This is a genomic window from Pseudomonas aylmerensis, from assembly GCF_001702265.1.
GTDB lineage: Bacteria > Pseudomonadota > Gammaproteobacteria > Pseudomonadales > Pseudomonadaceae > Aquipseudomonas > Aquipseudomonas aylmerensis.
The window spans coordinates 29,037-41,552 of the sequence record NZ_MAUE01000008.1; the positions used below are offsets into that span (position 1 = coordinate 29,037).

12 protein-coding genes are annotated in these 12,516 nt (G+C 64.4%); 1 reads left to right on the top strand and 11 read right to left on the bottom strand.

Features of this window, described 5'->3' with window-relative positions; translation table 11 throughout:
* Nucleotides 1-539 precede the first annotated feature (539 nt).
* From BBG20_RS05470 to BBG20_RS05520, 11 genes are all read right to left on the bottom strand, one after another.
* Nucleotides 540-1,934, bottom strand: a complete 1,395-nt coding sequence (locus tag BBG20_RS05470) for an FAD/NAD(P)-binding protein (RefSeq protein WP_065900968.1) — start codon at nt 1,932-1,934, stop codon at nt 540-542.
* Nucleotides 1,935-1,946: 12 nt separating this feature from the next.
* The gene (locus BBG20_RS05475) at nt 1,947-2,714 is read right to left on the bottom strand and encodes an ABC transporter ATP-binding protein (RefSeq protein WP_065900971.1); all 768 of its coding nucleotides are present in this window, start codon (nt 2,712-2,714) and stop codon (nt 1,947-1,949) included.
* Nucleotides 2,715-2,717: 3 nt separating this feature from the next.
* On the bottom strand, nt 2,718-4,058 hold the full coding sequence (locus tag BBG20_RS05480; protein ID WP_065900974.1) for an ABC transporter substrate-binding protein: 1,341 nt from the start codon (nt 4,056-4,058) through the stop codon (nt 2,718-2,720).
* A gap of 21 nt (nt 4,059-4,079) precedes the next feature.
* The gene (locus BBG20_RS05485; protein WP_065900976.1) at nt 4,080-5,129 is read right to left on the bottom strand and encodes a branched-chain amino acid ABC transporter permease; all 1,050 of its coding nucleotides are present in this window, start codon (nt 5,127-5,129) and stop codon (nt 4,080-4,082) included.
* A gap of 4 nt (nt 5,130-5,133) precedes the next feature.
* Nucleotides 5,134-6,015, bottom strand: a complete 882-nt coding sequence (locus BBG20_RS05490; RefSeq protein WP_065900978.1) for a branched-chain amino acid ABC transporter permease — start codon at nt 6,013-6,015, stop codon at nt 5,134-5,136.
* On the bottom strand, nt 6,015-6,785 hold the full coding sequence (locus BBG20_RS05495; protein WP_065900979.1) for an ABC transporter ATP-binding protein: 771 nt from the start codon (nt 6,783-6,785) through the stop codon (nt 6,015-6,017). Before BBG20_RS05495 ends, BBG20_RS05490 begins: the two co-directional genes overlap by 1 nt.
* The gene (locus tag BBG20_RS05500; RefSeq protein ID WP_065900984.1) at nt 6,782-7,684 is read right to left on the bottom strand and encodes an AMP-binding protein; all 903 of its coding nucleotides are present in this window, start codon (nt 7,682-7,684) and stop codon (nt 6,782-6,784) included. The genes BBG20_RS05495 and BBG20_RS05500 overlap by 4 nt, the downstream gene beginning before the upstream one ends.
* A gap of 122 nt (nt 7,685-7,806) precedes the next feature.
* Complete coding sequence (locus BBG20_RS05505) at nt 7,807-9,186, bottom strand: LLM class flavin-dependent oxidoreductase (protein WP_065900988.1); 1,380 nt, start codon at nt 9,184-9,186, stop codon at nt 7,807-7,809.
* The gene (locus BBG20_RS05510) at nt 9,186-9,512 is read right to left on the bottom strand and encodes an acyl-CoA dehydrogenase (protein WP_065900990.1); all 327 of its coding nucleotides are present in this window, start codon (nt 9,510-9,512) and stop codon (nt 9,186-9,188) included. The genes BBG20_RS05505 and BBG20_RS05510 overlap by 1 nt, the downstream gene beginning before the upstream one ends.
* 12 nt (nt 9,513-9,524) lie before the next feature.
* Nucleotides 9,525-10,721: an SfnB family sulfur acquisition oxidoreductase gene (locus tag BBG20_RS05515; RefSeq protein WP_065900992.1), complete on the bottom strand. Its 1,197-nt coding sequence runs from the start codon at nt 10,719-10,721 to the stop codon at nt 9,525-9,527.
* 154 nt (nt 10,722-10,875) lie between these two features.
* On the bottom strand, nt 10,876-11,439 hold the full coding sequence (locus BBG20_RS05520; protein ID WP_065900993.1) for a helix-turn-helix domain-containing protein: 564 nt from the start codon (nt 11,437-11,439) through the stop codon (nt 10,876-10,878).
* 93 nt (nt 11,440-11,532) lie between these two features.
* On the opposite strand from BBG20_RS05520, the gene BBG20_RS05525 reads away from it, so the two are divergent.
* Nucleotides 11,533-12,462 carry a DMT family transporter gene (locus BBG20_RS05525; protein ID WP_065900996.1) on the top strand — a complete coding sequence of 310 codons (930 nt, stop codon included), beginning with the start codon at nt 11,533-11,535 and terminating at the stop codon, nt 12,460-12,462.
* Nucleotides 12,463-12,516 lie beyond the last annotated feature (54 nt).

Below are 12,516 nucleotides of genomic sequence, written 5' to 3' on the forward strand. Positions count from 1 at the left end.
GTTGACTGACCCACCGCTATCGCAGGCAAGCCAGCTCCCACAGTGGAACTGTGTCAGGTACAGGAATCAAGCCAGCCACAAACCAGTGTGGGAACTGAGCCAGACACAGGATTCAGTCCCGCCACAAATCAGTGTGGGAGCTGGCTTGCCTGCGAATGCGGTGGATCAGCTGCATCATGGTTGACTGACACTGCTCCTTCGCGAGCAAGCCCGCTCCCACAGTGGAGCTGCGCCAGGCACAGGATTCAGTCCAGCCCCGCCAAAAACTGTGGGAACTGAGACAGACACAGGAATCAGGCAAGCCACAAACCAGTGTGGGAGCTGTGCCAGACACAGGATTCAGTCCCGCCACAAATAAGTGTGGGAGCTGGCTTGCCTGCGAAGGCGGTGGATCAGTTGCATCATGGTTGACTGACACTACGCCTTCGCGGGCAAGCCCGCTCCCACATTTAAGCTGCGCCAGGCACAGGAATCAAGCAAGTCACCAACCAGTGTGGGAACTGAACTAGGCACAGGAATCAGGCAAGCCAGCTTCCACATCAGAACTGTGTGAGCTTGGCAGCCAGCGCCTTGGCCTGGATCGCCACGTCGGTCACTGCCGTGCTCTCCCACCACATCCCGCGCAACGGCGGGCCCATGGCGAACAGGCGCTGGCTGACATTGCCCTCGGCATCCAGCACCGCCCCCGACGCATCCGCCGCAATCCCCAGCGCCAAGGGTCCGGGCTGGATCAACCCGCGTTCGAGCAGCTGCCGCGGCAACGGCCGGGCCACGCGGCGCCAGTCGTATTCGATGCCGCTGGAGTTGATCAGCGCCGCCCCCGACACCTGGCGGATCACCTGCTCGCCACGCGCGCGCAGGCGGATCGTCACGCCCTCGCCGCCAGGCTCCAGCCCTTTGAACGATGCCGCCCGAATGCGCAACCGCCCTTCCTCCCGCAATCGCGCTACCAACTGCGCGCTCAACGGCGGTGAGCGGTGGTGATGGCTCTCCCACCATGGCCGCACATGCCGCACGAACTGGCGCTTCTCGCGCTCACTGGCCTGGCTCCACAACCGCCCGATATGCGCACGCACCGTGTCCAGCGGCGCCTGCCAATCGATACCCTGCGCCAGCGCGAGACGGCATTGACGACGGACCTCGCGCAGCAATTGCAGAGGGCTGCGCAGGCTGTGGTCGGCGGCGAGAAAATCCTCCCAGCTCGGCGGCTGGCGACGCGCATGGGGCAACAGTCCGTGGCGGGAAAAAATCTCGATCGGCCCGCGATGCCCGGCCTGCTCCAACGACACCACGGCATCGACCATGGTCAACCCGGAGCCGATGATCAGCACGGGTGCCTGCGCGTCGATCTGGGTCATCGCCTGCACATCCCACGGGTCGACCGCAGCGGCATTCAAGCCGCTGGACTCGGTCTGCGGCGTACGCGCCGCCGGGAACATGCCGGTGGCCAGCACCGCGCGGGCGCCGCGCAGTTGCTGGCCGTTATCGAGGGTCAGCAGGGTTGAATCGGCGCTCACTTGCAGGTCGACCACTTCCCCGCGCACATGCTCGACAGTCGACGCAGACAAGGCCTTGGCCTCGGCCAGGCGTTGCTGTGCGTACACGCCAAAAAGCCCGCGCGGCGGGAACAGTTCACTGACGGGCACCGGCTGCTCGGCCGACTCCGGCCATCCGCCGGCGCCGATGTAATCGGTGAGCCACTCGGTCAGGTCGTCGGCATTGTCGGGGTCGACGCTCATGCGCGCCGCATTGCCGTTCAGGGTGTGGCCCAGCTCGACTGCGCTGTAGGCCTCGCCACGCCCGAGTTCGGCGCGCGGCTCGATCACCAGGATCCGGCGCTGGCCCGGCAGGCGCAGCAGTTGCACGGCGAGCATCGTGCCGCTCAGGCCGCCGCCGATGATCAGGACATCGGCGTTGCGGATGGTTTCAGTCATGCAGGTTGGCCCTTACTGTTTACCCAGATAAATGTCATGCAAATCGCCCCGCGCCAGCAGTTCAGCGGCGCTGCCACTCAAGGCCACGCGCCCAGTATCCAGCACATAGCCATGGGACGCATAGGTGAGCGCGACGTTGATGTTCTGCTCGGCGATCAGGAAGCTCACCTGCTGTTCGCGATTGAGCTGCGCGATGATCTCGAAGATTTCCTGCACGATCATAGGCGCCAAACCCATGGACGGCTCGTCGAGCAGTACCAAAGTAGGACGGGTCATCAACGCCCGGCCGATGGCGACCATCTGTTGCTCGCCGCCGGAGGTGAGGCCGGCGCGGGTGTTGCGTTTGGTCTTGAGCCGAGGGAACCAGGCGTAGATGCGCTCCAGGTCGCGCTCCAGGTCCTTGCGGCTCGGGCGCCGCACGAAACCGCCGCTGCGCAGGTTGTCCTCGACGCTGAGCTGGCCGAACACATGGCGGCCCTCCAGCACATGCACCATGCCATCGCGCACGCGCTGGCCGGGCTCGACACCGGCCAGGTCGGCGCCGGCGTACTCGATCGTGCCCCGGCTGACTTCGGCCCGTTCGGCGCGCACCAGCCCGGAGATCGCCTTGAGCGTGGTGCTCTTGCCGGCGCCGTTCGCGCCGAGCAAGGCGACGATGCCGCCCTTGGGCACCTCCAGCGACACCCCGGCCACCGCGAGGATCGCACCGTCGTAGATCACTTCAATGTCGTTGACCGTCAGCAGTGACGGGCGCGCGGCGTCGGCGGCGGGCTGGCTCATGGTTTATTCATCCCCGGTGCAGGTACGCGGCGTCAGGCCTTTTTCCTTGGCGAACGCGGCCGACTTCTCATCGATCAGCGGACGCAACAGCGCGCGGTCGGCGGCGATCCACTCGCTGACCAGCGTCCAGTTGGCGCCGTCCCACTGCTGCACCCGCGCCGAACCGCCGCCTTCGTGGTCGCGGCATGACAGCTTGAGGTTCTGCATCAGGCCCAGGTAGCCCATGTCCTTGAGGCGCGCATCATCGATATTCAGGTGTTCCAGGCCCCAGCGGCCCTCTTCGCCATTGAGTGGGCGCTTGCCGAACTTGGCCTGGCCGGTACGGATCGCTTCCACGGCTACGGCGGCGTTCACCAGGCCGGAGTTGTAGTAGACGCTGCCGAAGTTTTTCAGGTCCTTGAGGTCGCTGTGGCCTTTATCGAGGATGTATTGCTTGAGGCGTTTGTGGATCTCGAAATCCGCGCCGGCCGGGTACGGCGTGAGCGCCAGGTAGCCTTTGGCGGAGGCACCGGCCGGCAGCACGTCTTCGCTGGAGCTGGCCCAGATATCGCCAATGATGTGGTCGACCGGGAAGCCGAAACGCGCGGCGGTCTTCACCGCCACCGGGGTGGACACGCCCCAGGTGCGCAGGAATACCCAGTCCGGGTTGGCCTGGCGCACCTGGCGCCATTGCGCCGACTGCTCGTTGCCAGGATCGGCGACCGGAATCTGGATATTTTCGAAGCCGTATTTCTCTGCGAGCAACTTCAGCGGGCCGAGCGTTTCGCGACCGTAGGCCGAGTCGTGGTAGACCGTGGCGATCTTCTTGCCCTTGAGTTTGTCGAAACCACCTTCGCGCTGGGCGATGTAATTCACCAGGGTCGAGGCTTCGCTGTAGAAGGTCAGCATCACCGGGAAGTTATAAGGGAACACCGTGCCGTCAGTGGCTTCGGTGCGACCGTAACCGAGGGTGATCAGCGGGATCTTGTCGACCTCGGCGCGCTCGCTCAAGGCATAGGCCGCCGGAGCGCCGTTGGGCTGGTACACCGCGACCGGCGCGCCATCCAGGCCATTCTTGAAGCGCTCGTAGCACTCGATGCCCTTCTCCGCCGTCCACTCGGTCTCGCATTCCTGCCACACCAGCTTCACACCGTTGATGCCGCCTTCGACCTCGTTGATATAGCGCAGGTAGTCGATCATCCCGGCCCACACCTGCACGCCGCTGGACGCATAGGCGCCCACGCGGTAGGTCGCCAGGGGAATGAATTGCTGGTCGGGCGAAGCCATCGCCGGGGGCACAGCGCCGGCCAGGGCAGCCAGCGCGAAGGCGGCGCCGGCCAGGGAACGTTTCAAGGATGCACGCATGGGAATTCTCTTGAGGGAATGTTAGAAACGCAGCGGCCACTGCCGCACACGGTCACGCAGGTTGTGCAACAGGCGAATCAGCCCCTCGGGTTCCTTGATCAGGAACACGATGATCAACACGCCAAAGATGATTTTCTGCAGGTTCTGCAACTGCCCTGCATCCACCGACCCACCGAACAATGCTTGCCCGGCATGACTGAGGAAGATCGGCAGCAAACTGATGAAGGCCGCGCCGACGAAGTTGCCGGCGATGCTGCCCATGCCGCCGATAATGATGATGAACAGGATCTGGAACGAGCGGTTGATATCGAAGCTGCTGGCACTCGCCGTGCCCAGGTAGGCAAAGGCCCACAGCGCGCCGGCGATCCCCAGGTAGAACGAGCTGACCGCAAACGCCAGGCGCTTGTAGCGCACCACCGGGATGCCGACCACGGCGGCGGCGGTGTCCATGTCGCGGATCGCCATCCAGTTGCGCCCCACCTGGCTGCGCACCAGGTTGATCGCGGTCCAGGTCAGCAGCAGCACCGTCACCAGGGTCAGCAGGTAACGGCCCAGCGGCGTATTGAGGTCGTACCCGAACAACGCCAGCTTCGGCGCCGAGATCGTGCCGGACGAGCCGTAGTTGTAGAACCAGGGGAATTTGACGAACAGCCACTCCAGGAAAAACTGTGCGGCCAGGGTGGTGACCATCAGGTAGAAGCCCTTGATCCGCGAACTCGGCAGGCCGAACAGCAGCCCGACCAACGCGCTGATAATCCCGCCGCCGAGCAGCGCCACCGGCAAGCCCAGCTCCGGCAGGCGCAGCAGGAAGCCATAGGTGGCGAAGGCGCCGACTGCCATGAAGCCGGCCGCGCCCACGGAGGTCTGCCCGGTATAGCCGGTAAGCAGGTTCAGGCCCAACCCGGCGAGGGACAGCACCAGGAACGGGATCAGGATCGCGTTGAGCCAATAGTCATTGCCCCACAGCGGCACGCCGATAAAGGCCACTGCCAACAGGCCGAGCAGGCCCCAGGGCACGCGCCGGTGGACCAGCAAGAGCGGCGCGGTGAGTTGAGCAACAGGGGTCGACATGGTTTCAGACTCGCTCGATGGCGCGCTCGCCGAACAGGCCGGCGGGACGGATATACAGGAAGGCCAGGGCCAAGACATAAGCGAACCACGGCGTGATGCCGCCGCCGATCAACGGGCCGATATACACCTCGGCGAGGTTCTCCGCCGCGCCGACAATCAGCCCGCCGACGATCGCCCCGCCAATCGAGGTAAAGCCGCCGATAATCAACACCGGCAAGGCCTTGAGCACCACCAGTGACAGCGAGAACTGCACGCCCTGGCGCGCGCCCCACAGCAACCCCGCCACCAGCCCGACCACGCCGGCCACGGCCCAGACGATCTGCCAGATACGGTTGAGGTTGATGCCGATCGACAGCGCCGCCGTGGTGTCATCTGCCACCGCGCGCAACGACACGCCGATGCGGGTCTTGTTGAACAGCAGCGCGAGCACCGTGACCAGCACCACGGCCACCGTCGCGGCGATCAGGTCGAACTGGCTGAGCATCAGCGGCCCGACAAACAGCGGCACGTCGTCGATGCCCAGGTCCAGCGCGCGCACTTGCGAGCCCATCAAACCCTGGGCCAGGCCTTCGATAATGAACGACAGGCCGAGCGTGGCCATGAACAGGGTGATCTGCGAACGGTTGACCAGCGGGCGCAGCACCAGGCGCTCGATGAGCAACGCGCCGACGATCATCACGATCACCGTCAGCAGCAATGCCAGGGCAAAGGGCACGCCCTGATCGTGCAGGCTGACGAAGGTCAGAGCAGCAAACAGCAGCATCGAGCCCTGGGCGAAATTGAACACGCCGCTGGCCTTGTAGATCAGCACGAAGCCGATGGCGACCAGCGAGTACATGGTGCCGGCGAGCAGGCCGCCGAGCAGGGTTTCGAAGAAGAAGGTCATCAGTGTGCGACTCCCAGGTAGGCCGCGATCACCTCGGGGTTGGCTTGCACGTCCGCCGGCGTGCCGTCGCCGACCTTGCGCCCGTAGTCGAGCACTACCACATGATCGGACAGGCCCATGACCACGCCCATGTCGTGCTCGATCAACACCACGGTGGTGCCAAGGTCGCGGTTTACGTCGGCGACGAAACGCGCCATTTCCTGTTTTTCCTCGGCGTTCATCCCGGCCATCGGCTCGTCGAGCAGCAACAGGCTGGGCCCGGCGATCAGCGCGCGCCCCAGCTCCACACGTTTTTGCAGGCCGTAGGACAGGTTGCCCACCAGCACATCGCGGTGGGCCTGCAGCTCCAGGAACTCGAGGATGCCCTGCGCCCGCTGACGGAACGCCTCGGCTTCACGGCGGGCGCGGGGCAAGCCCAGCGCCTGCTCGATCAAGCTGCTGCGCATGTGCCGCGACAGGCCGGTGAGGACGTTGTCGAGCACACTCATTTTCTTGAACAGCGCATTGTTCTGGAAGGTCCGGCCAATACCTCGGCGCGCCGCGCCCAGCGGATCGATGCGGTGCAAGTGCTGGTCCTCGAAGACGATCTCGCCGGCATCGAAGCGATACACGCCGTTGAGCACATTGAGCAACGAGCTTTTGCCGGCGCCGTTGGGGCCGATCAACGCGCAGATCTCACCGCGCCGCACCTCGAAGGACAACGCATTGATCGCCTTCACGCCTTTGAAAGACAGCGAGATATCCCGCACCTGGAGAATGGCCTGGGTCATGCGCTTTCCCGTTTGAATTCGGCAAGCCATGTCGGCTCTGTCGTGGAAGTGAGGGGCTGCCAGATGTAGGTGAGGCGCTGGAAGCCGAGCAGTTTGCGCACGCGATTTTTCAGCAGGCGGCGCAGGCCGCTGTGCGGATGGGCGATGGCCCAGTCGCACAGGCGCCGGCGCCAGGTGCCGTGGGGTGCCAGGCGGCTTTCGATATCCTCGGCCAAAGATTGCAGGCGCGCGGGCGACAGCAGCAGGCCGGTGGGAGCGACTTCACTGCGATCGCGCCGCGCCGAGGCCGGGCTTTCCGGGAACGCCAGGCCGTGCCCGCTGTTCAGCCATTGCTCGAGCACCACCGCCAGGCCGCCCTGCCACTGGGTGCCCTCCTCGCTCCACAACGCGGTTTCGCCGCTGGGTTGCCACCAGCGCTGCACCTGCTGGGCAGGGTCGGTGGGGCCCAGCAGCTGGGCAAAATCGAGTCGATTGGCGGCTGGCCAATGCCGTGCCTGTTGGCGGTCCTGCACATAACAATGGGTGGGACGAATGCGCCATAGCTGCTGGTGCAAGGCTTCGGTGTCGAGGTGATCGGCGAGGGTCAGCACCGGCCCGCCCACGGACTGCGCCGCCAGGGCCAGCAGCAACAGGTTGGGCTCGAATGCACCGCTGAGGGCCAGCCGCGACGACTCGCCGAAACCCTGCTGGCGCAAGCCATCGGCCAGGCGCTCGACATCGCGCAGCGCGTCGATCCAGCGCCAGGCATACCACTGGCCCTGGCGCTTGTGGCGCAGCGCGGTGTGCAGCGGTGTGATCTGCGCCCAATGCTGCAGTTGCTCCAGGGCCTTGGGCAAATTGCCGAGCAGTTCGGCAGGCCATTCCAGGACCAGCGGACGCTTGAGTTCGTGCACGCTCATAGGGGTGATGCTCCTATTCAAGGGGTGTGCGTGCGGTGGTCCGCTGGCTGAATTATTTGACTCGACACCGCTCACCTGTGGGCGCTGGCTTGCCGGCGCCCACGGGGATCGGCTTGAGTCAGTTAGATTGCGCTGGCTTTAAGGTCGCGATAACCGGCCCCCGGATGGTTCGGCGCCAGCCGTGCACCGTCGCCGAAGAGCTTCTCGCGCAAGGTGCCCTGGGCGTATTCGGTCTTGTACACGCCGCGTTTCTGCAGTTCCGGCACCAGCAGGTCGACGGCGTCGATAAAGGTTTCGTGGGTCAGCGCGTAGGCCAGGTTGAAGCCGTCGACGTCGGTCTCTTCCACCCATTCCTGCAACAGGTCCGCCACGGTTTCCGGGCCGCCGACAAACAGCGGGCCAAAGCCGCCGATGCCAACCCAATCGGCCAATTCATTCGGGGTCCAGACCTTGTTCGGGTCCGCCGTGGAGAAGGCTTCCACCGCCGACTGAATGGCGTTGGTGTGCACGTGCTTGAGTGGCTCATCGGGTTTGAACTGGCTGAAGTCGATGCCGGTCCAGCCGGAAATCAGCGCCATCGCGCCTTCATAGCTGACATAGGATTTGTACTCCTCGAACTTGGCCTTGGCCTTGGCGTCGGTCTCGCCGACGATCACCGTCTGCAGGTTGAAGATGAGGATTTTCTTCGGATCGCGCCCCGCCTCGGCTGCACGCCGGCGGATGTCGGCGACGGTCTTTTTCAGCAGCACTTTGGACGGCGCGGCGACGAACACGCACTCGGCCTGCTCGGCGGCGAACTGCTTGCCACGACTCGACGCGCCGGCCTGGTACAGCACCGGCGTGCGCTGCGGCGACGGTTCACACAGGTGAATGCCGGGCACCTGGAAGTGCTTTCCGACGTGGCGGATCTCGTGGATTTTGCTCGGGTCGCTGAAGATCCGGCGCTCGCGATCACGCAGCACCGCGCCCTCCTCCCAGCTGCCTTCCCAGAGTTTGTAGCAAACCTCCAGGTATTCCTCGGCGTAGTCGTAGCGCGCATCGTGTTCGGTCTGGGCTTTCTGGCCCAGGTTCTTCGCGCCACTTTCGAGGTAGGAGGTGACGATGTTCCAGCCGACGCGGCCCTTGGTCAGGTGATCGAGGGTCGAAAGCCGGCGCGCGAACGGGTACGGGTGTTCGAACGACAACGACGCCGTCAGGCCGAAACCCAGGTGTTCGGTAACCAGTGCCATGGGTGCGATCAGCGACAGCGGATCGTTGACCGGCACTTGTGCCGCCTGGCGAATCGCCGCGTCGCCGTTGCCGTTGTACACGTCGTAGATGCCCAGCACATCGGCGATGAACAAGCCGTCGAACTTGCCGCGCTCGAGGATTTTAGCGAGGTCGGTCCAGTACTCCAGGTCCTTGTACTGCCACGAACGGTCACGCGGGTGCGCCCACAGGCCAGGGGATTGGTGGCCGACACAGTTCATGTCGAAGGCGTTCAAGCGGATTTCACGGGACATCAAAGCACTCCGTTGAGGTGGTAGTTGCCGACAACCTGGTATTTGTGGCGCAGCGGGTCATCGAGGCTCGGCGGCAATGCGGTGCGTTGGCCGGTCAGTTCGAATTCGGTGGCGCTGGCAAAAAGCAGGGCTTCGGCGGCAGCGATCTGTGCTTCGGTGATGGCCACCGGGCTCGGGTGGGTCTCGGCGCGTTCGAGCAAAGCGGCGGCCACGTCCACGCGGATCTGCAGGTCGCCGAAGCGGCTGATCACGTAGGGATCGTCACTTTTCGCGACGGCGCGGCGGGTGCTGTCCAGCAGTTGGCGCGCTTGATTCAGTGCAGTCATGGTTCAGGCTCCTCAGTTCCAGGCGTGGCGTGCGGGCTTCACGCCGTTGAGCACGAAGTTGCCGATCAGGTGGTATTTCCAGCGGGCCGGGTCGTGCAGGGTGTGGGTGCGCGCGTTGCGCCAGAAGCGGTCGAGGTTGTGTTTGCCGGTGACCGAGCGAGTGCCAGCCAGTTCGAAGAGTTTGCTGCTGGCGAGCAAGGCGGTTTCCGCCGACAGCACCTTGGCCTGGGCGACGACCAGTGAAGCGTTGGCGACGCTGTCTTCATTCGGCTCGACCAGCGCCTGGTCCACTGCTTTGCCGGCCTTGGCGAGGATCGCTTCGGTGCCGTGCACGCGCCATTCCAGGTCGCCGATGGCGGCGATGGTGAACGGGTCTTGCCAGCCGTGATCCTGTTGGCTGTCGATCCATGGCCGCGCCTGGCGTGCGTAAATCTTCGCCTGCTCCAGGGCACCGAGGGCGATGCCGGTGTCGACGGCAGCCTGGATGATCTGCGAGATCGGGCCGTTGGCGGTGGGTTGGTCGAAAGCCTGGTGGGCGGGGATCACCGCGCTGAGAGGGACGGTGACGCCGTCGAGGGTCACGCCGCCGCTGGCGGTGGTGCGCTGGCCAAAGCCGTCCCAGCTGTCGATCACACTCAAGCCCGGCGCGTCACGCTCGACAAAGGCGATAAACGCCTGGCCGTGTTCGTTGTTGCCGACGGTGGGCACGATATGCGCGAACAGCGCGCCGGTGCAGTAGAACTTCTCGCCGTTGATTTGGGCGGTGTCGCCGTGCACGCGGATCTGCGTGTCGAAGGTGCCGGCGTTTTTGCTCTTGGCTTCGGAGAAGGCGTTGCCGAAACGGTAGCCGGCCAGCACCTTGCCGAAGTAATGGCGTTTTTGTTCCTCGGTCGCGGTTTGCAGCAGGATGTCCACCACGCCCAAGTGGTTCTGCGGGATTTGTCCCAGGGACGGGTCGGCGGCGGAGATCAACTTGATCACCTCGGCCACGGTCACGTAGGACACTTCGGCGCCGCCGTAGGCCTTGGGAATGGTGATGCCCCACAGGCCGCTGGCGGAGAATTCGTCGAGTTCGGCCACCGGCAGGCGGCGCTCGCGGTCACGCACGCTGGCGTCGACGGCGAAGCGTTCGGCCAGGCGCTTGGCGACCTCGATGGCTTCGGCATCCGAGCGGATGATATGTGCAGGGTGTTGAGGATGGGCTGACATGGGCCGACTCCAGGCTCCGATGGGATGCTGGAGTGATTGCAGGAGTCGTGCCTGAATTTAATCGCCAACAAAATCAGCGAGTTGCTGGTAAATCAGGGCGCCAGGGCGGGTTTCAAACCAGCAAAGTGTCCATCCACTGTTGCCTGGCAGACAGTTAGATCACCACGTTGCGCACAAAGCGCACGGCCACATCACCCTGATTGCAATAGGCGTGGACCTGGCGGCTGGCGAACATATAGAACTCGCCGGCCGCGACGTGCCGTTCTTCCTCGTCCAATAGCAGCGTCAGACTTCCCTCGAACACGAACAGCTGCACACTCCAGCCTTCCGGATCCGGCTCGGGGCTGTAGCGATCTCCCGGCTCCAGGCGCATTTCCCACAGCTCGACTTCGCGACGGGCGTGGGCCCTGGCCAGCAAGACCGCCTTGCTGCCGGGGATATCGCCGGCCCAGGCCAGCTCGTTGATGCGGCTGTGGTCGGGCGCATCCGGGGCCTGGATCAGGTCGCTGAACGCCACGTCCAACGCTTCGGCCACGCGGTCGAGGGTCGACAGGCTGACGTTCTTCTCGCCCGCCTCAATGGCCACCAGCATGCGCCGGCTCACCCCGGACTTTTCCGAGAGCGCAGTCTGGCTCAGGTCGGCGGCATGGCGCAGGCGCCTGACGTTCTGGCTGACGTGCTGCAGGACCGAGGCCCGTTGCGGATTTTCTTTGTGCACTATATTGCTCATAAGGTGGGTGTGCGCAGTATACTGCCCAGCAGTGCGGCGCATTGTGCGGTCCGTGCCTTTCCCTTGCAAGACCGAGCCGCCATGACCGCCGCGAATACCGCCCCACGTTTCAACCGTTTCAGCAAAGCCGAATGCCTCCTGGTGTTTATCACCATGATCTGGGGCGGCACCTTCTTGCTCGTGCAGCATGCCATGACGGTCAGCGGGCCGATGTTTTTCGTGGGCCTGCGCTTCGCCGCAGCGGCCATCGTGGTGGGCTTCTTCTCCCTGCGCACCCTGCGCGGCCTGACCCTGTTCGAGTTGAAGGCGGGCGCCTTCATCGGCACCTCGATCATGTTCGGCTACGGCATGCAGACCATCGGCCTGCAAACCATTCCAAGCAGCCAATCGGCCTTCATCACGGCGCTGTATGTACCGTGCGTGCCGCTGTTGCAGTGGTTGGTGCTGGGGCGCCGTCCGGGGCTGATGCCCAGTATCGGCATTATGCTGGCATTTACCGGATTGATGCTGCTGACCGGCCCGACCGGAGCCTCGCTCAACTTCAGCCCCGGCGAGATCGCCACACTGATCTGCGCGATCGCGGTGGCGGCCGAAATCATCCTTATCGGCGCCTATGCCGGGCAGGTGGACGTGCGCCGGGTGACCGTGGTGCAACTGGCCACGGCGTCGCTGCTGTCATTTTTGATGGTGGTGCCGATGGGCGAAGCGCTGCCGGGGTTTTCATGGTTGCTGGTATTCAGCGCCGTGGGCCTGGGCTTGACCAGCGCGGTGATCCAGGTGGCGATGAACTGGGCGCAGCAAAGCGTCTCGCCCACCCGTGCCACGTTGATTTATGCCGGCGAGCCGGTGTGGGCCGGGGTTATCGGGCGAATCGCCGGGGAACGCTTCCCGCCACTGGCGATGCTGGGCGCGGCGTTGATTGTGGTGGCGGTGATTGTCAGTGAGTTGAAGACGCGCGGTTCGAAAGTTGTCGATGCCAAGGCCGAAGTCGAACCGGAAAGCCAGGGTTGATGATCTAAGCGGCAAACGGCAAGAAATATACCCTCGGCTATCCTCTTGTAGCTT